The sequence below is a fragment of the Myxococcus xanthus genome, assembly GCF_013116825.1.
GTDB classification, from domain to species: Bacteria; Myxococcota; Myxococcia; order Myxococcales; family Myxococcaceae; genus Myxococcus; species Myxococcus xanthus_B.
In genome coordinates this window covers 36,778-55,976 of sequence record NZ_JABFNS010000050.1, presented here as the reverse complement: position 1 = coordinate 55,976, position 19,199 = coordinate 36,778, and the positions used below count along the sequence as shown (strand labels likewise).

Annotated in this window: 19 protein-coding genes and 1 pseudogene; 14 read left to right on the top strand and 6 right to left on the bottom strand. The window is 71.2% G+C overall.

Going from position 1 to position 19,199, the window contains the following annotated elements:
* The 6 genes and pseudogenes from HNV26_RS16840 to HNV26_RS16815 all read left to right on the top strand — a co-directional run.
* On the top strand, positions 1–1,005 hold a 1,005-nt coding region (locus tag HNV26_RS16840), incomplete at its 5' end, for a GAF domain-containing sensor histidine kinase (RefSeq protein ID WP_171452830.1).
* A gap of 41 nt (positions 1,006–1,046) precedes the next feature.
* Entirely contained in the window at positions 1,047–2,060 is a 1,014-nt protein-coding gene (locus tag HNV26_RS16835) for an OmpA family protein (protein ID WP_253816678.1), read from the top strand.
* Positions 2,061–2,107: 47 nt separating this feature from the next.
* Positions 2,108–3,380: pseudogene (locus HNV26_RS39320) on the top strand (adenylate/guanylate cyclase domain-containing protein).
* A 53-nt stretch (positions 3,381–3,433) separates the two neighbouring features.
* Positions 3,434–3,856 (top strand): type II secretion system protein GspG, encoded by a 423-nt coding sequence (locus HNV26_RS16825; RefSeq protein WP_171442349.1) that lies wholly within the window; start codon positions 3,434–3,436, stop codon positions 3,854–3,856.
* A 168-nt stretch (positions 3,857–4,024) separates the two neighbouring features.
* Positions 4,025–5,386 carry a universal stress protein gene (locus HNV26_RS16820; RefSeq protein ID WP_171442348.1) on the top strand — a complete coding sequence of 454 codons (1,362 nt, stop codon included), beginning with the start codon at positions 4,025–4,027 and terminating at the stop codon, positions 5,384–5,386.
* A gap of 136 nt (positions 5,387–5,522) precedes the next feature.
* Positions 5,523–6,110 carry a Fis family transcriptional regulator gene (locus HNV26_RS16815; RefSeq protein WP_171442347.1) on the top strand — a complete coding sequence of 196 codons (588 nt, stop codon included), beginning with the start codon at positions 5,523–5,525 and terminating at the stop codon, positions 6,108–6,110.
* A gap of 9 nt (positions 6,111–6,119) precedes the next feature.
* On the opposite strand, the gene HNV26_RS16810 is transcribed toward HNV26_RS16815, so the two are convergent.
* Positions 6,120–6,527: a TrbL/VirB6 family protein gene (locus tag HNV26_RS16810; RefSeq protein WP_253816677.1), complete on the bottom strand. Its 408-nt coding sequence runs from the start codon at positions 6,525–6,527 to the stop codon at positions 6,120–6,122.
* Between the two features lie 189 nt (positions 6,528–6,716).
* Here HNV26_RS16810 and HNV26_RS16805 point away from each other — a divergent pair, with 189 nt between their 5' ends.
* Entirely contained in the window at positions 6,717–7,184 is a 468-nt protein-coding gene (locus HNV26_RS16805; RefSeq protein WP_171442345.1) for a hypothetical protein, read from the top strand.
* Between the two features lie 150 nt (positions 7,185–7,334).
* Complete coding sequence (locus tag HNV26_RS16800) at positions 7,335–7,763, top strand: hypothetical protein (protein WP_171442344.1); 429 nt, start codon at positions 7,335–7,337, stop codon at positions 7,761–7,763.
* A 111-nt stretch (positions 7,764–7,874) separates the two neighbouring features.
* Here HNV26_RS16800 and HNV26_RS16795 read toward each other — a convergent pair whose 3' ends face one another.
* On the bottom strand, positions 7,875–8,537 hold the full coding sequence (locus HNV26_RS16795) for an SCO family protein (RefSeq protein WP_253816676.1): 663 nt from the start codon (positions 8,535–8,537) through the stop codon (positions 7,875–7,877).
* 240 nt (positions 8,538–8,777) lie between these two features.
* Here HNV26_RS16795 and HNV26_RS39315 point away from each other — a divergent pair, with 240 nt between their 5' ends.
* On the top strand, positions 8,778–9,899 hold the full coding sequence (locus HNV26_RS39315) for a LysM peptidoglycan-binding domain-containing protein (RefSeq protein ID WP_171442343.1): 1,122 nt from the start codon (positions 8,778–8,780) through the stop codon (positions 9,897–9,899).
* A 196-nt stretch (positions 9,900–10,095) separates the two neighbouring features.
* The gene (locus tag HNV26_RS16785; RefSeq protein ID WP_253816675.1) at positions 10,096–11,556 is read left to right on the top strand and encodes a hypothetical protein; all 1,461 of its coding nucleotides are present in this window, start codon (positions 10,096–10,098) and stop codon (positions 11,554–11,556) included.
* Positions 11,557–11,586: 30 nt separating this feature from the next.
* Here the strand turns inward: HNV26_RS16785 and HNV26_RS16780 are convergent, their stop codons facing one another.
* Entirely contained in the window at positions 11,587–12,363 is a 777-nt protein-coding gene (locus HNV26_RS16780; RefSeq protein ID WP_171442342.1) for a hypothetical protein, read from the bottom strand.
* Between the two features lie 153 nt (positions 12,364–12,516).
* Here HNV26_RS16780 and HNV26_RS16775 point away from each other — a divergent pair, with 153 nt between their 5' ends.
* The 4 genes from HNV26_RS16775 to HNV26_RS16760 all read left to right on the top strand — a co-directional run bounded on the left by HNV26_RS16775 (position 12,517) and on the right by HNV26_RS16760 (position 15,639).
* A complete protein-coding gene (locus HNV26_RS16775; RefSeq protein ID WP_171442341.1) occupies positions 12,517–12,942 on the top strand; it encodes a nuclear transport factor 2 family protein in 426 nt (141 codons plus the stop codon).
* A gap of 396 nt (positions 12,943–13,338) precedes the next feature.
* Positions 13,339–14,208: a hypothetical protein gene (locus HNV26_RS16770; protein ID WP_171442340.1), complete on the top strand. Its 870-nt coding sequence runs from the start codon at positions 13,339–13,341 to the stop codon at positions 14,206–14,208.
* Positions 14,209–14,245: 37 nt separating this feature from the next.
* On the top strand, positions 14,246–14,824 hold the full coding sequence (locus HNV26_RS16765; RefSeq protein WP_090491236.1) for a YceI family protein: 579 nt from the start codon (positions 14,246–14,248) through the stop codon (positions 14,822–14,824).
* The gene (locus HNV26_RS16760; protein WP_171442339.1) at positions 14,821–15,639 is read left to right on the top strand and encodes a QcrA and Rieske domain-containing protein; all 819 of its coding nucleotides are present in this window, start codon (positions 14,821–14,823) and stop codon (positions 15,637–15,639) included. Before HNV26_RS16765 ends, HNV26_RS16760 begins: the two co-directional genes overlap by 4 nt.
* A 67-nt stretch (positions 15,640–15,706) precedes the next feature.
* Here HNV26_RS16760 and HNV26_RS16755 read toward each other — a convergent pair whose 3' ends face one another.
* From HNV26_RS16755 to HNV26_RS16745, 3 genes are all read right to left on the bottom strand, one after another.
* Positions 15,707–16,909, bottom strand: a complete 1,203-nt coding sequence (locus tag HNV26_RS16755) for a CBS domain-containing protein (RefSeq protein WP_171442338.1) — start codon at positions 16,907–16,909, stop codon at positions 15,707–15,709.
* A gap of 110 nt (positions 16,910–17,019) precedes the next feature.
* A complete protein-coding gene (locus HNV26_RS16750) occupies positions 17,020–18,144 on the bottom strand; it encodes an ArsA family ATPase (protein ID WP_171442337.1) in 1,125 nt (374 codons plus the stop codon).
* Between the two features lie 52 nt (positions 18,145–18,196).
* A complete protein-coding gene (locus HNV26_RS16745; RefSeq protein WP_171442336.1) occupies positions 18,197–19,141 on the bottom strand; it encodes an ArsA-related P-loop ATPase in 945 nt (314 codons plus the stop codon).
* Positions 19,142–19,199 lie beyond the last annotated feature (58 nt).

The following is a 19,199-nucleotide window of genomic DNA, read 5'->3' as shown; positions in this document are numbered from 1 at the left end:
TGTATAAGATACAGGGGGGGGGAGGGGCTGTCAGGCCGGGTGGCGGCGACGGGGCAGCCGCTCTTCGTCCCGCGCCTCCAGGCCGAGGACCTGCGCGATGAGCGCGTGCCGGAGGGCATGCCCTTCCTCCAGCACTACGGGCCCCACAGCGTCATCGTCGTCCCGCTGGGCGTGCGCGGCCGGGTGCTGGGCACGCTGGGGGTGATGCGCGAGGCGCGGGGCCGCGAGTATTCGGTGGAGGAGCGCGCGCTGCTGGAGAGCCTGGCGGCGCGCGCGGCGTTGGCCATTGAAGACGCGCGGCGGTACGGCGCGGCCACGCAGGCGGTGAAGGCGCGGGACGAGCTGCTGTCGGTGGCGGGGCACGAGCTGAAGTCGCCGCTGAACGCGCTCCAGCTCCAGATTCACCTGCTGGCGCGCATGGCCCGCGAGGCCATGGCCGTGGACGGGCTGGCGGAGCGCGCGGAGCGGGCGGCGAAGGCGGGCCAGCGGCTGGGGCTGCTCATCGATGACCTGCTGGATGTTTCGCGCCTCAGCTCGGGGCGGCTGGGGCTGAAGCGTGAAGAGGTGGACCTGGCGGCGCTGACGCGCGAGCTGGTGGGCCGCATGTCCGAGGAGCTGGCGCTGGCGGGCAACGAGGTGCGGCTGCTGCTGGACAGGCCGGTGTCGGGGCACTGGGACCGGCTGCGGCTGGAGCAGGTGCTGGTGAACCTGCTCACCAACGCGGCGAAGTACGGCGCGGGCCGGCCGGTGACGGTGGAGGTGGAGGCGGTGGGCCCGGTGGCGCGGCTGTCCGTGCGCGACGAGGGCATCGGCGTGTCGCCGGAGGAGCAGGAGCGCATCTTCGAGCAGTTCGAGCGCTCCGCGTCGGTGCAGCACTTCAAGGGGCTGGGCCTGGGCTTGTGGATTACCAAGCGCATCGTCGAGGCCCACGGCGGCAGCATCCGCCTGGCGAGCGAGCCGGGCAAGGGCTCCACCTTCACCGTGGAGCTGCCCTTGCCGGCGTGAGCGCCTGGACAGCTCGCACTCGCTGCGCTCTGGTTCCGCGGATGATGAAGACGCGCGCACTCCTCCGACGGGCCTTGTTCGCCGCCGCCGTGCTGGCCGTGGCCGCCCCGGGCTGCCGGCACGCGCCCCCGCCCGCCCCGGGCCTGGACGCGGATGGCGATGGCGTCCTCAATGGAGAGGATGCCTGCCCCACCGTGCGCGGGCTCGCGCGGCTCCAGGGCTGCCCCGCGAGGGACACGGACGGCGACGGCGTGGAGGACGCGGTGGACAAGTGCCCGCGTCACGCCGGGCCCGCGTCGCGGGACGGCTGCCCTATCCGCGACTCGGACGAGGACGGCGTGGAGGACGCGAAGGACGCCTGCCCGCGGGTGTTCGGCCCGCTGGAGCGGCAGGGCTGCCCCGTCGACGACCCGGACCGCGACGGGGTGGAGGGCGCGGCGGACAAGTGCCCGGACGAGCCCGGGCCCGCCTCGCGCGAGGGGTGCCCCATCCGTGACGCGGACGGGGATGGCGTGCCGGATGAAGAGGACGCCTGTCCCGACGAGGAGGGCCTGCCCTCGCTGCGCGGCTGCCCGGAGCGGGACGTGGATGGTGACGGCGTGGCGGACCACCGGGACAATTGCCCGCGTGAGCGGGGCGCGGTGGACAACCAGGGTTGCCCGGCGGCGCGCAAGCAGCGCGTCGTCATCCGCCCGGACCGGCTGGAGCTGTTGGAGCGCATCACCTTCGCGCCCGGCACCGCCGCCCTCCAGCCGCGCGTCCAGCCGGTGCTCGACAACGTGGCCGAAGTCCTGCTGGTGCACCCGCGGCTGGGTGTCATCGCCATCGAGGGCCACACGGACAACCGCGGGGACCCGGACGTGCAGCGGGAGGTGACGCTGGCGCGCGCGGAGGCGGTGCGGGACTACCTGGTGGAGCGGGGTGTCCCGCTGGAGCGGTTGGAGGCGTCGGGGTTCGGCCCGGACAAGCCCGTCGAGTCGAATGAGACTGCCCAGGGACGCGAGGCCAACCGCCGTCTGGACCTCCGGGTGGTGGCGCCGCGCGGACGGCCGTAAGTCCCGGACTCCCCGTGGGTGGGGGGTGTGAGGTACACTCACCCACCATGAGTGCTTCCAGCCCCCTGTTTGGTGATTTGCTGCTCAAGCTGGGGATTGTCTCGCCCAGCCAGGTGCAGGAGGCGCTCGCCCTCCAGGCCCTCACCGGGCAGCGCGTGGGGGAAGCCCTCATCTCCCTGGGCTATGTCACGCGGGAGCAGATTCAGGACGCGCTGGGAGAGGCGCTCGGGCTGCACCAGGACAAGAGCCCCTTGCAGCCCGCGCTGGGCGAGCTGCTGGTGGGGCTCAAGTACGTGACGCTGGCGCAGCTCGACGAGGCGCTCGCGCGCCAGCGCCGCGACGGCCGCAAGCTGGGTGAAATCCTGGTGGAGCTGGGCCACTGCACCTACAAGCAAATCTACGAGGCGCTGGGGCTGCAGAGCCGCATCGCCGGGCGGCAGGACCTGCCGCGCCCCTCCTCTGACGGCCGTCGCCGCGTGGTGGTGGTGGACGACAGCCCGCTGGCCTGCGCCTTCGTGCAGGAGGGCCTGGTGGCGCTGGGCTACGAAGTCCTCTGCTTCCAGGACCCGTTCGAGGCCCTGGAGAGCATGGGCCGTCTCCAGCCCGTCATCGTCCTCAGCGATTTGGAGATGCCCGGCCTGGACGGCGTGGAGCTGTGCCGCCGCCTGAAGGAAGGCCCCAGCCACGCGGTGCCCGCCATCATCCTCACCGCCAACGACGTGGAGGCCGAGCGCGTGCGCGGCCTGCGCGCTGGCGCGGATGACTACGTCAACAAGTCCGCGTCCATGGACGAGCTGGCCGCGCGCATCGAAAGCGTGGTGCGCCGCACCGGCGAAACGGAGCGCATGCGCAAGCTGTTCGCGCGCTACACGTCCGACGCGGTGGTGGAGGAAATCCTCAAGAGCGCGGACGCGGTGGTGCTCACCGGCGAGAAGCGCGAGGTGACGTTGCTGTTCGCGGACATCCGCAACTTCACCGGCCTGGCGGAGAGCCTGCCTCCAGAGCAGGTGGTGGGGGTGCTCAACCAGGTGCTCGGGCGGGCGCGAGGGCCAGCCGCTGGTGCTGGAGCTGGGCATCGGCATCAACTCGGGCGTGGTGGTGGCGGGCAACATCGGCAGCACGGTGCGCGCCGAGTACACCTGCATCGGGGATGCGGTGAACGTGGCCGCGCGGCTGTGCGCGCTGGCGGGCCCGGGGGAAATCCTGGTGGGGGAGCGCACCCGCGAGCTGGTGGACGCCAACGAGACGGCCTTCGAGGACCTGCCTCCCGTGCGGCTGAAGGGCAAGCAGCAGCCCGTTCCACTGTTCCGCGCCCTGTAAGGGATGAAGTCCACGCGCGCCTCGCGACCGGAAAGCGGCTATAGGAAGAGGTCATGAACGCCTCATCTGACGAGCCCCCTCCGTCCCGCCGCTCCCCCGTGTTGTTCGTGGGGCTCGTCTTCGGACTCGGATTGGTGGTCGCCGTCCTGGTGGGCGCGCTGAGCGGCTCCAAGGCCGTGCACGCCGACCGCATCCATCAGGACCTCGCCCTGCTGGAGGAGGCCCTGGGCCGCTACCGCGCGGATAAGGGCACCCTGCCGGAAGACGCGGACGTGGAGGAGCTGCTGGTTCCCGCGTACCTGCCCTCCGTGCCGTTGGACCCGTGGGGCCGGCCGTACCGCTACACGAGCAACGGCGAGGAGGTGTTCCTGTCCACCTTCGGCAAGAGCGGAGACCGGGGAGGCTCGGGCGAGGAGCAGGACCACACCAACCATGACGGGCACGCCGTGCCCAAGGGTGCGCCCGAGCGCATGTGACGTGCGGGCGGGCAGGCGCTGGGGCGCGCCCAGGCCCCGCGAGCCCGCGCGTGCGGTGTGCGCCGGGCCCTGGGGCGAGCCGGCGTGGGGCGGGTGCCCGCTTCCTGGCGTCGCCATGGCCACTGTTTCCTCCACGGGGAAGGGTCTTCCCGAACCTGGAGGGCAGCCATGGCCATCGTGTGCGTCACCAACCTGTCCCCTGAGTCCCTCGCGGCCGCCCACGTAGCGGCGGCCGTGGCGGGGCGGTTGCAAGAGCCGCTGCTGCTCCTGGGCGTCGCGGAGGGCGATGCGTTCCTCGACGACGGCACCGGCGCGCTGGCCCTCACCCAGCAGCGGTTGGAGGAGGAGGCCGCGCGGCTCGAAACGCTCGCGAGGGTGGTGCGCTACCGGCTGCAGGCGGGCACCTCCGCGGATGAAGTGCTCAGTGAGGAGGAGTGCCGGCTCGCGCGGTGGATTGTGGTGGCCGCGTCCGGCTGGCGCACCCCGGCGTGGCGGCGGGCCACGGTGCCCGAACGCCTGTCCCGCTACGGCTGCGCGCCGGTGCTGGCCGTGCGCAGCGACACCGCGCTGACCGACTGGGCGCGGGGCCGCAGGCGGCTGTTGGTGCTGGTGGGCGTGGACCCCGGCTCCTCCACCACGGGCGCCGCGGTGTCCTTCCTGCGCGAGCTGCGCCGGGTGGGGCCGTGTGACGTGCTGGCCACCTACGTGTGCTCGCCCATGGACGAGCGGGAACGGCTGGGCATCCACAGCCCCGTGCACGTGGAGCTGCTGGAGCCGGCGCTGCAGGGCATGGAGGCGCTGGACCCCATCGTGGAGCGCGTGCTGCAACGCGAGGTGCGCGAGCAGGTGGGGGACCTGGTGGGCGAGGGCCGCGTGGAGGTGGTGCTGGAGCCCGGCTTCGGCCGTCCGGCGGACCACCTGATGCACGTGGCGCACACGCGCGGCGCGGACCTGATGGTGGTGGGCACGCACCAGCGCAGCGGGGTGAAGCGGCTGTGGCATGGCTCGGTGTCCGCGGGGGTGCTGCGGCACGCGGCGCAGTCCGTGGTGTGTGTGCCCCCCCTGGTGCAGGCCCGGCGCGTGGACCGCCCACCACGAAGCGTGCTGGTGCCCGTGGACTTCTCCGAGGCCTGCACCAAGGCCATCTCCCATGCGCGCACGTTGGTGGGGCCCGGGGGCCGGGTGCACCTGCTGCACGTCCACCGCCGCAAGCTGGAGGACCGCGGCTTCGCGGACCACTACGGCGTGCTGCCCGAGCCCGCCAGGGACAGGGACCAGGTGCTCCAGCGGCTGTGGGAGCTGGTGCCACGCGACGAAACCGCCCAGACGGTGCGCTGGAGCGTGGAGGGTGTGACGGGCGAGGACGTGACGCTGGCCATCTGCCAGGCCACGGAGCGCGAAGGGGTGGACCTGGTGTGCGTGGGGACGTCCCTGGAGCCCTCGCGCCTGCGGGACGCCCTGGAGGGTGAGGTGGCCCATGAGCTGGTGACGCGTTGCCGCCGGCCCGTCATGGTGGTGCCCTCCGCCTGAGGCAGGTGTTTCAGATGGTGGATACCTGTCATCACATGAAAGGACAGTCAGGTGGTGCCGGCTCCGACGTGCCCGGTGGGGCACGTCTGCATTAGAATCTAGAAATCACGCATTGCCAGACGCAGGGGGGCCGCCGGTGACACCGCAGGGTTATCGTGAAGTGGAGCTCGTCTGTAACCGTTCCTCGCTGCTCCTCCATGGAGGGACGGAAGAGGAGCGGCGCTGCTGGGCGCAGGAAGCCGCGCGCAACTTCAACGTGGAGTTGGTGGAGGTGCGGCAGGCGGCGGAGCTGCCGCAAGCGCTCCGGCAGCCGAACGGGGTGGTGTTCGTCCCGGACGTGGCGAAGCTGGGGCGGGACGCGCAGTTCGTCCTGCTGCAATGCCTGCGGACGCAAGAGGAGCGGCCGAAGCTGGTGCTGGGGGTCTCCGGCTCGGCGGACGCGGCGCTGGCGCGCGGCACGCTGCGCGAGGACCTGCACTACCGTCTGCACAAGGCCCAGGTGGACTTGCAGAAGGACGGGCTGCGGGACCTGTTGAAGCGCCGCTGGGCGCAGCAGGCCGAACAGCTCGCGTTGAAGGCCGCCGCGGCCCGCGCCGCCGAGGAAGCGGCCCGCGAGGCGGCCGTGGCCCGGCGTCCGGGCACGGTGACGCGCATCGCTCCCAAGCAGAAGAAGGTGAGCGGCGGCGCTCGAGCGAAGGCCGTGTCCAGGAACGCCGCCCGCTGAAGCCGCGCCTCAGTGCCGGTGCTTCTGCCCGCGCTTCGCCTTGGTGGCGGGGCGCGGCGTCTTCGCGGTGCCGCGCCTGGCGGCGGCGGCCTGGCCGGGCACGGACTTGCGGCCCACCTGATGGTTCGCTCCCGCCGCGGAGGCCGTCTTGATGGACGGTGACTTGCGGCGCGCCGGGGTCTTCATGGGCTTGCCACTCTCGATGACGCCGCGGGCCGCCTTGGCCGTGCGGCGCGTCTCCTCCGCCGCCGTCTTCACGCGGCCGCGGGCCGGGGCGCCCCGAATCTTGGATTGGAGGTTGGCCACTCCCCGCGCCGTCACCACCGCGGTGCCCAGGAGGACCCGCGCGCCGCGCGTGCCGGCCTGGACGGCCACCTCCTTCACCCTGTCCACCAGCCCCCGCTTGGAAATCGCCATGGCGCGCCTCGTCTCTGTGACTGTCCTTCGCTGGCGCCAAAGGTAGTCACGGGCACACGGGCGTGAAGCCGTCCCCCTCCCTCTCCCGCACGCTGGCTCCGGCCATTCCAAGGTGGGCGGGAATGTGTGAAGTGGGGAAACTGGGCTAGAGTCCCGCGCACTGTCCCATTTCCTTCTCGGAGCAAGAGTATGTCCCAGGAAAACACCGGAAAGCCGAAGCGCGGCCTGAAGCGACCCATCGAGGTCGTTCGCGCGGAGCTGCTCAAGGATCCGGAGACGAAGAAGATCGCCGAAGCCGTGAGCATGAAGCTCGAGGACTACGTGGAGCTGGTCCTCAAGTACGCCCAGGACAAGGACAAGGAGGCCGAGGTCGCCGTCATCTCCGACGAGGAGCTGCGCCGCAACGGCTTCAACCCCCTCTCCTCCGAGGAGGCCGCCAACATCCTCATCAAGGGCATGAAGGGCGAGCTGCCCGGCTCACCCCCGGACTTCGAGGCCTCCAAGTTCACCCAGGACAAGGTCTCCACCGCCGGCAAGCCGTCCCTCACCTCACCTCCCGTGGGCGGCGCCGCCCCCACCGGTCCGCAAGATCCAGCCGCCCGCCAGGAGCTGATGGATCAGCTCAAGAAGGGCAGCAGCGGCGGTAACCGTCCGTAATTCCTGAGACCACGGGCGGAGCCCAACGGGGAAAATTCGACAAAAAAGGTGGGAGGAAACAATTCCCCACACGCACCGAGAATCCTTTCGAGTTTTCCTTCCGGCACAAATCTCCGCCTTCCAGGCATCTAGAATCCAAGGGGTACGAACATGGGCGCACTCAAGTCCGTTACGAACGTCATCAGCAAGGTCGCCAGCACGGTGAGCAAGATTGCCGGTGGCATCGCGAACATCGGCGGCAAGGCCATGGAGTTCCTCCAGAAGCCCCTGAGCTCGCTGGTGGACCCCATCGCCAAGTTCATCGGTGAGAAGGTCGGCAAGCTGCCCTTCATCGGCAAGTTCCTGGGCCCCACGGCGGAGAACCTGGTGAAGCAGGGCGCCGCGTCCTTCCTGGGTGAGGGCACGCTGGGCAGCCTGGGCTTCCTGTCCAAGATCGCCCCCAAGGTGCAGGACATCACCAACATCGCGCAGGCGGTCAAGGGCGCGGCGGACAAGGTCGGCGCCTTCGCGGAGAACCCGCTGGGTCTGCAGAACTTCCAGAACATCATCGCGCAGAACCACGCCCGCTTCGTGGAGTGATGATCCGCGCCTCTGGCGCGAACTGGTAGCAAGCCCCAGGGCCGGTCTCCCGCGAAGCTGCGGGGCCGGCCCTTCGGCTTTGCGGGCGACGCGGCCCCCGCGCGGCGGCGCTCAGTGCCCTGTCTGGGCCAGTCGCCGGGAGTCGCGGATGAGGCGCTCGGTGGAGTCGCTGTCCGCGCTGTCGTAGTAGCCGCGAATCTGCCCGGCGTCGTCCACGAGCACGAAGTGCGTCCCGTGGAAGATGGACAGCAGGTCGTCCTCCGGCGCGCCGGGCTCTCGGCCCATGCTGACCTTGAAGCCCTGGACGATGGTCTCCTTCAGCTGCTCGTAGTCGCCGGTGAGGAAGCTCCAGCGGGAGAAGTCCGCGCCGTGGCGCTCGCCATACTCGGTGAGCCGCTCCGGGGTGTCGTACTTCGGATCCACGGAGAAGGACACCAGCTGGAGCCCGGCGCCATGGGACGCGGTGGCCTCCTGTACGCCCACCATCTTCCGCGTGAAGGCCGGGCAGACGGTGGGGCAGCGCGTGAAGATGAAGTTGGCCACGAAGGGCTTGCCCCGGAGCTGCGTGCTCCCGAAGGGCTGGCCGTCATGCCGGGTGAAGGTGAAGTCTGGCAGCGCGCCCAGCTGGGGCAGGGGGCCACTGCTCTGGCCACGGATCAGCATGGCTCCCGTCATGGCGGTGACGCCAAGCGCGGCCACGGCGACACCAGCCCAGAAGCCCGGGCGCTGCGTGAGACGGGCCCGAGGGGCCGGAAGGACGGAGTCAGCGGACATGGCCCCGGAGGTAACGGAACCCCCGGAGTCACACAAGTGTGGCCGCTGGGGTGCGACATCCTGGCTGCTTGGGGGGATGATGTCACGAGTCTGTGACGACCCACCCCCATGTCACAATTCCGTTATTTCAGTGATTTTGAATAAGTTTATACATAAATAACTGCTCTTGCGGGGAAACATCCTCTCAGTCGTTACGAAAATGTAGGTACGTCGCCTCTTTGTTTTCAGGAGTCTCCCCCCGTGACGACCTACTCCGTTCGCCGTGGCGATACCCTCAGCGCGCTGGCCCAGCGCTTCAACACCTCCGTGTCGTCGCTCGCGAAGAGCAACGGCATCTCCAACCCGAATCTCATCTACGCGGGGCAGCAGCTCCGCATCCCGGACGGCTTCGACGCGCCTCGTGCTTCGGGTGGGGGCCGGGCCGCTTCCAGCTACACCGTGAAGTCGGGTGACACGCTCAGCGGCATCGCGGGCCGGTACGGCACGTCGGTGGGCGCGCTGGCCAAGGCCAACAACATCTCCAACCCGGACCGCATCTACGCGGGTCAGCGGCTCACGATTCCGGGCACGGGCGGCGCGGCGCCGAGCAGCCCGGCGCCTTCCTCGGGCGGCGGTTCGTACACCGTGAAGTCGGGTGACACGCTCAGCGGCATCGCGGGCCGGCATGGCACGACGGTGAGCGCGCTGGCCAGGGCCAACAACATCTCCAACCCGAACCTCATCTACGCGGGCCAGCGGCTCACGATTCCGGGTGGGGGCGGTGCGTCGCCCACCCGGCCGACGCCGAACCAGCCGCCGGTGGGGGGCGTGGGTGGCCCGAAGCCGCCGACCGGTGGCTCCGCCGGCGTGACGGTGCAGCAGCTCCGGGCGGTGATGCCCAACCTGTCCCAGGCGAAGGCGGAGCAGTACCTGCCCCACCTGAACCGGGCCATGGCGGAGGCGAACATCACCACGCCCATGCGCAAGGCCGCCTTCCTGGCGCAGCTCGCGCACGAGAGCGGCCAGCTCCGCTACATGGAGGAGATTGCCTCCGGCGCCGCCTACGAGGGTCGCAGGGACCTGGGCAACACCCAGCCGGGTGACGGTGTCCGCTACAAGGGCCGTGGCCCCATCCAGCTGACGGGCCGCGCCAACTACCGCGCCGCGGGCCAGGCGCTGGGTATCGACCTGGAGGGCAACCCCCAGCGCGCCAAGGACCCGGACGTCGCGTTCCGCATCGCCGGCTGGTACTGGTCGTCGCGCAACCTCAACACCTACGCGGACGCGGGCAACTTCCGCGAGGTCACCCGCCGCATCAACGGTGGCTACAACGGCATGGCGGACCGCGAGATGTACTACCGCCGCGCGCAGAACGTCTTCTGAGCCCGCGCTCCCAACGCGCGGTGCGGTGAAGCGGGGACCGTGGCCATGGAGGCCCCGGTCCCCGTCGCGTTTCGGGCGAGTCCCATTGGGGAGATGCCGCGTCCAGCCGGGGCGACCGCCGAACGCGCGTGGCCCTGGGAGGCGCCCTGGTGCGCCGGCTGCATCGGACTGGCCGTTCCCACCCGGAGCGCGTCCCATGCCTCGTATCGATTCGTCCGGCAGTTCCTCGTTGTCCTCCATTGACACCCCCGCGGCCGGAGCGGCGCCTCCGTCTCCGTCGCGCGCCGCGGAGCCCCGCGCGCAGGCGTCCCCTCCGCGTAACGAGGTGCGTGCCTTTGACGGCTCCACCGCCAAGACGCCGGAGCCCTCGTCTCGTGGACCCACGCCTGCTGGGGCGGGCCCCGCCCGGTCCGCGGGGGAGCTGGCCGTGCTGGGAGGCTGGTCGCGCCCGGAGGGCTCGAAGGCGGCGCCCACGGACGTGCTCGAAGGCATCCGCGCGCGCCTGACGCGGAGCCTGGACAACTGGACCGTCGGCACCGACGACGTGCGGGCGGTGCACACCGCGCTGGGAAGTCTCCCGGCGGGAACATATCGGGCCGCGCTGGAGCGCTTGCAGCAAGAGGGCCTGCTGGGCGCATACGTGAAGGCGCAGGACGCGGGCTCGCGGCTCGCGTTCCTGGAGCAGGCGGAGTCGAAGGGCGTGCTCCATCGGCGCAACGGGGAGTCGGGCCCGGTGGGCCCCCTGGGCTACCCGGCGGTGCCGGACGTCTTCGTCAATGACCGGCGGTTGCCGGGGGCGATGCGTGACGCGGTGAACGCACACGCCATCGACGTGGGCGCGGGCTTCTACCGGGCGCACGCCGAATACCTCGGCCGGTATGCCCGCGCGGTGGATGGGGCCCAGAGCCTCCAGGAGCTGGGCGCGCTGGGACCGCCACGCGCCGCGCACCTCCCCGAGTCCCTCCTGGGCCTCGAGTGGAAGGACCCGTCGCGGCGGGACTACGAGGCGGCCTGGAAGGCGGGCATCGGCCAGCCGAAGACGCTCAACCTGACGCTGCAACACGTCACCGCCCGGCAGCGGGAGCTCTCTGGGGAGCGCGCCGGGGGCACGGTGCAGCTTCACGGCAAGGTGGGCGTCAGCAACGAGAGCGCCCAGTGGAGCGCGAAGGCGGCGCTCGACACCCGGGGACACGGGGAACTGAAGGGGGACGTGGGCGTCTCCGCGCGCGCGGGCCCCGTCGGCGTGGAGCTGTCACACGACAGCTCGGGCGAGACGGAGAGGAAGGTCAAGGTGAACCTGGGACTCGTGGAGCTCAGCCTGGCATCCAACGGCGAGCAGCGCGTCGCGGTGGGGGTCGGCTCGCTGTTCCAGGCGCACGCGACACTCAACGCGAAGAAAGCGGAGCTCGGGGGCGGCGTGTCGGCGAAGCTCAAGGCGGATGGGAGCCAGGCCAGCGCCGAGGTGGGCTTCTCCATGAAGGGCCTGACGGCGGAGCGGGCCCAGCAATCCTTCGCCCCCGGGCATCGGAACGTCTTCCAGCCGCCGGCCGAGCTGGCATCCCGCACGGCCTGGGACGCGCTGCCTGAGTCCACGCGAGCGGCCTATGCGAAGGAGGGGTGGAATCGGGAGGCGTGGACCCGGGCCTTGCCGCGCTGAGGACACGGACCTGGGCCACGACCCCAACCCTCAGGAATCCGCCTCGGGGGGCGGCAGGGGGCGAGGCCACACCAGGTAGGAGGCGATGAAGGGGAGGTACCAGGGCGCGGCCACCCACAGCCACGGCACGTGCGTCGCCATCCGTGTCAGCATGAAGACGCCGCCGAACCAGAATAGGCCCTGGATCCCCAGTCCCAGGCTTCCGAGGTACTGGAGCGGGCGCGTCTTCGTCCAGGTTCCGATGATGGCCAGGAATGCGGGCGCGACGACGGGCAACAGGTAGGGCGTCAGCAACGCACCGATGTCGTCGAGCGAGCGGACGTCCGGGAGAGCCATCAGGATGACCTGCAACACCAGGCAGAGGAGCGTGGCGGTGGTCGCCAGGATGGGTGAGCGGAGGAGGCGCGACGGGGGGGCCTCCGTCGTCGTCGGCAGCTTCCGCTCACGCCGGGCCCGCTCCAGGGCGTCCGGGGGGACCTCCAGCGCATACGGGTAGCCCAGCTCCAGCAGGGCCTCCACCGCCGCGGTGCGCACCGAGATGCCGGCGCTCCCCGTCAGGACACTGGCATCCCCCGGCAACGTCATCAGGGACAGCAGGTAGTCCGTTCGCTCGCGCAGGGCCTCCGGGTCTCCAGCGGGATGTTGGGCAATCGCCGCGATGAGCGCGTCCACCTCCGAGGGGATGACGCCGGGCGAGCTCAGGGCGTCCCGCAGCGCGGTCAGCGAAGGGGAGGCAGGCAGCGGCGCCAGGGACTCCACAAGGGAATCGCTCGTCGGCTCGGCGGGGCGGGTATGCGTGGAGGTCATGGCCGCGGAGACGTGAGTCTACCACCGGGCCCTGCGACGAGTCCCCCGTGCAGCCGTTCGGGGGGCGAGGGGCCGGGCCCTCCGGAGGGACACGTCATCGAGGCGTGCGCACCCTTCCCCTGGGTGACTCTTTCACGAGGAGCGAGGCAGCGCATGGCGATGGAGCGAGCGCAGCGGTTCGTGGATGCACTGGCGAAGCTGGAGAAGGAGGGGGATTTGGAGAACCTCGTCTCCCTCTTCAGTGACGACGCACAGGTGAGCAACGTGGCCTCGCCGCAGGTCTTCTCCGGCCAGGAGGGCGCCCGGCGGTTCTGGCGTGAGTACAAGGGGACCCTCCAACGCGTGGAGTCCACCTTCCGCAACATGATTGAGGCGGGCTCCCGCGTCGCGCTCGAATGGGAGACGCAGGGCACCGCCCACAACGGCGCGGCGGTGGCCTATGAAGGCGTGTCCATCATCGAGTGGGATGGCGACCGGATCCGCCGCTTCTACGCGTACTTTGATCCGCACGCGCTCGGTCTGGAGCTGACCTCCGGCAGCGCGCCGCGCTCGGAAGTCCCCGCCACCACCCCCGCGTGAGGCGTGAGGCCGCCCCGCCTCGGGGCGTCAGGTTGTTCCCTGTGAAGTGAGCCGCCGGGCTCGCCTGCCCGGACGCGCCCTTCACCCCTGGCCGGTGCTCGACACTGAGCCGTGACCTTCAGACACCTCCCGATTCCCAAGTGCGGACGCTACCGTCAGCCGCCGCGTCCCAGAACTGCCGACGCTGTCCGGACAGGGGAGCGCGGAAAATGATGCCGGTCCGCCGATTTTGTGGGCGGTACCGTGCGACGCGGTGCGTTTTCCGGAAAGCCCGGACGCGATAGCGTTTGCTCCGTCCTCGGAGAAGGTGGGTTGGTGATGGTGTGGCGGAGGACACGAGCTCGGATGACCGTTCCTGACCCGGCAGTTTGCTTTGCGTCTACACGGAAAAGCCTGATGACCCGCTTTGCTGCCTTCTTCGTCGTCCTGTCGTTGATTGCCGCCCCCCACACCGCCTGGGCCCAGCAGCGCCAGACCGAGTCAGCGAAAAAGACCCGGGCGGTGAAGTCCACCACGAGGACGAAGGCCACGAAGGCGAAGGCCGCGAAGCCGGTCAAGGCCACGTCGAAGCGCAAGCCCGCGAAGAAGGGCAAGAAGGCCGCGCCGGCCGTGGATTCGCGGGGGGGGAACGCCCCGGAGCTTCAGGCCCAGCCCACGATGCAGGTGGAGCCCGCCAAGCCCCTGTCTCCGACGGACGACGACGCGCCCACTGTCCAGAAGAAGTCCGGGGAGGTTCCGGCGGAAGGGGGCGACTCGCTGGACTTCGACCTGCTGGAGCCCGCCGAAGCCGCGACCGCCGCGCAGGTGGATCCGGACCTGGAGAGGCGCATTGGCCGGCGCCGCACCATGCTCAAGCTGCACCAGGGCCTGGGCTTCGCGATGGCCGCCGGGCTCGTCGGCACCACGGTGGTGGGCCAGCTCCAGTTCAACGACTCGTTCCGCGGCGGCGGTGATGACCGCAACCTGCTGGGCCTGCACCGGGGGCTCGCCATTGGCACGTCGGCGCTGTTCGCCACCGTGGGCATGCTGGGGGTGCTGGCGCCGGAGCCCTTCGAAAAGGAGAAGCTCCAGTGGGACACCATCACCGTCCACAAGATGTTCATGGCGCTCGCCACCGTCGGCATGGTGGCGCAGATTGTCCTCGGCATCATGGCCACGGACCGTTTTGGCCGGCTGTCCGAGACGGACATTGCCACCGCGCATCAGATCTCCGGTTACGTGACGTTGGGCGCGGTGTCGGCCGGCGTCTTCACACTGTTCTTCTGAAGCGCCTGCCTTTCGTAGTGGTTCCCTGGAGGTTGACGTGATTGCTCGACGAATCGCCCTGATCGCCACCCTGGTGCTCGCGCTGCCCGCAGTCGCGCAGTCGCAGGCCCGCACGTATAGCGTCAAGAAGGACGCCAGTTCGCTCACCTACAAGCTCAAGCACAAGCTGCATGAGGTGGTGGGCAAGGCGCCGCCCAGCGACGGCAAGGCCCGCCTGCTGCCGGACGGAACGCTCCAGGTGGCGGTGCGCGCCAACGTGAAGGACTTCGATTCGGGCAACGCCAACCGCGACGCGCACATGCTGGAGACGACGGACGCGGCCAGGTTTCCCATCATCGACTTCAAGGGCGTGGCCACCGGCGTGAAGCCGCCGACCAGCTTCCCGGCGAAGGTGCCGGTGAAGGTGAAGGGCCAGCTGACGTTCCACGGCGTGAAGAAGACCGTGGAGATTCCGATGACGGTGCTGTTCAAGTCGGAGAAGGAGGCGGTGGCCGAGGGCAGCTTCGACATCAGCCTGGATGCCTACAACGTCAACCGCCCGTCGCTGTTGATGGTGAAGGTGGACGACGTCCTGGTACTGGAGCCCAAGCTGGTCTTCGAGGTGGAGGGTACGTGAGTTCGACGCGACGAGGATTCCTCAAGGGCATTCTGGGAACAGGCGCGGCGAGCGCGGCGGCGGCGACGCTGCCGGGCTGCGCGCCGGACATCAACCCCGCTCCGGTGACGGACGTCACGGCCAGCGAGCAGGGGACCGTGGACATCCTGGTGTCGCGCTATCCGGATTTGGAGCCCGTGGGCGGCGCGTTGACGGTGCGCGTCCCGGGGGAGGAGGTGCCGCTGTTGGTGGTTCACTCCAAGGACGACGGCGCGCCGAACGACTTCTCCGTGCTGTCGTCGCTGTGCACCCACGTGGGGTGCCCGCTGGGCTTCGACGGCAAGGACGTCATCTGCCCCTGCCACCTGTCGCGCTTCAGCGCCACGGATGGCGCGGTGCTCCAGCGGCCGGCCACCGTGCCGCTGCAGACGTTCGCGGCGGAGTACAACCCGAACACGGGCGTGCTGCGCATCAACCTGCGCGCGGGCCAGAGCGACTTCCCGGCCGCGGTGAACGGGCAGGTGGTGTTCCCGCTCAGCCAGTTTCCCCAACTGCGTGACGTGGGCGGCTCGGTGACGGGGGTGCCGTCCGGGTACGGCAAGCGCATCTTCGTGTTCCGCTTGCAGGACGGCTCGCTGTCGGCGGTGGACTCCGTGTGCACCCACGCCTTCTGCGAGGTGAACTACCGGGAGCAGGAGGCGGACCTGTTCTGCGCCTGCCACGCGTCCATCTTCACGCGCGAAGGCGCGGTGACGCAGGGCCCGGCCAGCCGCCCCCTCAAGAAGTTCACGGTGTCTGAGACGGGCGACTCCGTGGTGCTGACCGGCGTGGCGTGAGCCATGCGCCGGGCGCGGGTGGGCCAGACACAGGCCCCGCCCGCACCGGATGGGAACGCGGCATCGCTCAGCCGAGCTGGCTCCAGAAGGAGCGCTTGGAGGAGATGCGCTCCAGGGCTTGTTGCAGCTCCTCGTCGTGGTCGGCGCGCAGGGCGATGTCTCCCAGGGAGATGATGCCCACGATGCTGTCGTCGCGCTCCACTACGGGGATGCGGCGCAGCTGACGGCGCCCCATCAGCCCGATGACGTCATGGAGCGTGTCGTCCGGCGTGACGGCCTCCACGTCATCCGTCATCACGTCGGACGCGCGGAGTTGTTCCGGCGAGCGGCCCCCGGTGAAGGCGCGGACCACCAGGTCCCGGTCGGTGACGATGCCCACCAGCCGGCCCCGCTCGTCCACGATGGGGACGACGCCGCAGGACTCGTCCTTCATGATTCGCGCGATGTCCCGCAGCGGACTCTCCGGGCGCGCCGTGCGCACGTTGCGCGTCATCACCTCGCGGGCCAGCAGGGCCTCGTGATGCCAGCGGCCGGTGCGGGCGCGGCCGTCCCGGCGGGAGGTGCTCGCCTCGGAGTGGCCCGCGACGGCGGTGTAGACCTGGGTGCTCGCGCCGTCACGCCGTGCGCCGGTGAGCGAAGGCGCGCCTGTTCCTGCCCGGCGTTGGGTGCTCGCTTCGTCACGGGCCCATGCGGACGCCGCGCCTTCTCCGCGGTGGGTGCTCGCCTCGTCTCGGCCCGCGCCGGGGGAGGTGCTCCGGTCCATCCGGTAGCGGGGGCGCGCGTCGCCATGGCGCTCTTCGCCATGCGCGCCGCGTTCACGGCCGTGGAAGCGCACGTCGCGGTAGGGCTCCCCCTGGGGAGGCTGGGTGCGGGAGGGCTCGCCGCCACCGCCGCCGTAGCCGGAGCGGTCCCAGGGGCGGTAGTCGGCGCGTTGGCGGGAGAGCTCGACGTCCTGTTCCCCGGTGTCGTGCCGGGGGCCCCAGCCGGTGGCATAGCGGCTGTCCCGGTCATCCCGGCCGTAGGGGCCGCTGTCCTCCGGGGGCGTGCCGTACACGTCCTCGCGAGGCCCGTCGTCCACCTGGGTGCGCGGCAGGGCCATGCGCATCGTCGCCGCGCGGTAGTAGCGGCCCTGCCGGGTGGAGGACTCCTCGTCGCGGGCGGGGTTCCAGCCGGTGAGGTCGGACTCGGCGCGCTCACGCGAGCCTGGAGGCGCCACGTCCGCCTCGCGGTGGGTTTCGTCCCTGCCGTTGTCCATGCTTCTGTGGGCCATGACTCTCCTCGGGCGACGTCGGGTTCAAACTGCAACGCTGGTGGTGAGGCCGCGTGCCTCCAAGGTGCGGGCGTCCAGGCGAGCGGGTGCCCGTCCCGCCCTGGCGTTCCTCACCCCGCGGTCAGCGCGTCACCCAGGCGCACCAGTCCGCTGAATTCCTCCAGCTCCGCGCCCGCGTCCGGCGCGGCCACCGCGAGCGTCCCCGAGGGAAGGTGCCGGGTGAGGCGGTCGAGCACGCCACGGTGGGCCTGGGCCCGCGCCTGCTCCACCGAGGCCAGGCGGGCCAGCGCCGCCACCGCGTCCTCCGCGTGGCGGTCGCCTCCCGTGTGCTCCAGCAGTGCCTCCGGCGCCGCGAGCGCGTCGTCATGGGCCCAGCTCCGGTTCAGCACATAGCCCGCGAAGGGCAGGCCCCGCGCGGCCAGCGTCTCGCGGAGCCAGGTGGCCTCGCGCAGCGAGGCGGGTTCGGGGGAGGTCACCAGCAGGAAGGCCGCGTCCGGCGACGCCAACCGCTGGTGCAGCCGCTCCGTGTGCAGCCGCATGCCGGAGAAGAGGCCGCCGAAGGCGCCGATGAAGCCGCGCATCTCCTGGGTGAAGCCCGCGCCGAAGATGCCCGTCAGGACGTGGTCCACCACCGCCTGCGCGCCGTGCCACAGCCGCCCGCCGCGCGCCCGCTTCTCCGGGCCGAACAGCGACACGATGCGTTCGTCCAGGAAGCGCGTCAGCCGGCCAGGCGCGTCCAGGAAGTCCAGCGCGTGCCGGCTGGGCGGCGTGTCCAGCAGGATGAGCTCGTAACGGCCGTCCGTGAGGAAGTCGTCCAGGGCCTCGGCGGCGGCGTACTCCTGCACGCCCGCCACCAGCTCCGACAGGAAGCGGTAGAGGCGGTGGTCGACAATCGCTCGCGCCGCCTCGGGCGTGGGGGCCAGCCGGTGCACCATGCGCTCGAAGATGGCGCGCGGGTCCAGCATCCACACGTCGAGGAGGCCCGTGCCCCGGGGGCCGTCGGCGAAGAGGCGCTCGGGGGGAATCGACGTGGGCTCGGGGCCGCTCTCTTGGAGCCCCATGGTCTCCGCGAGCCTGCGCGCCGGGTCGATGGTGAGCACCAGCACCCGCCGTCCCGCGCGCGCGGCGGCCACGCCCAGGGCCGCCGCCGTCGTCGTCTTGCCCACGCCGCCCGCGCCACACAGGACGACGATGCGCTTGTCACGCAGCAGCCGGCGCAGGTCGCCCGCGCTCACGGCGTGCGCCCCTTTGACACGCGCCGGGGCGCACCGCCATGCGGTCCAGGGCTCACGGCAGGGCCTCCTGCCAGGGCGCGTGCTCCGGGTGGGGTGCGAAGCCCTCCGCCAGTGCCTCGACCAGCGCGGGGCCCGTGGCGTGGAGTTCCGGCAGGGGCAGCAGCGGCGCGCGCAGCGTGCGTGACAGCCGGACGGAGGCGGCCCGGGCCCGCTCCAGCCGCTCCAGCTCACGCCACCCCTGGTGCGGCCCGTGCGCGGCGAACATCCGGTGCAGGGCGGCGCGGGACTCGGGCGTGAAGGGGTCCTCCGGCATCCGGTTGAGGACGGCCACGGACAGCGGCAGCTCCAGCCGGCGCAGCTCGGCGGCCACGGTGAGCGCCTCGCTGACGGGCAGCGGCTCCGGCAGGCTGGTGAGGACCACCGCGGTGCGCGTCGCATCCTGGAGGAAGTCGAGCCCCATCCGCACGTCGCGTCCGATGGGCCCCCCGGGCATCAGGGACAGCACGCGCTGGGGAAGGGCGGCCAGCGCCAGCGCGTGCCCCGTGGCGGGCAGGTCGACGACGGTCAGCGGGTGGACGAAGCGTCCATCCGGCCGCGTGCGCCGGAGCAGGGCCAGCAGCTGGTACATCAGCCCCATCTCCCGGAGCGCGGGCCCTGCTTCCAGGAAGCGGCGCAGGGCGCGGGTGCGCAGCGCGGCGTCGGCCAGCCAGCGCGCGGGCAGGGCGCGCTCCAGGAAGTGCCGGTGCCCTTCCGATGCGGACAGCCGCACGAAGTGGAGCCCGGGACGCACCCGCGTCACCTGCGGCCCCGCCTGGCGCGCCCCCACGCGCGCCGCCAGGGGCGAAGGCCCGTCCTCCTCTGGCGCCAGCTCCGCCAGCAGCACGGTGCGGCCCGCGCGCGCGGCGGCCACGGCCAGCGCCGCCGCCAGCGTCGTCTTCCCCACGCCGCCCTTGCCCGATACGAGCAGCGCACGCCTGTCCCAGAGGCTTTCGAGCACCGGCCACCGTCCTGTCGCAGCGCCCCAGGCCGCGCGCTGTTTCCAACACGGTGTGGAA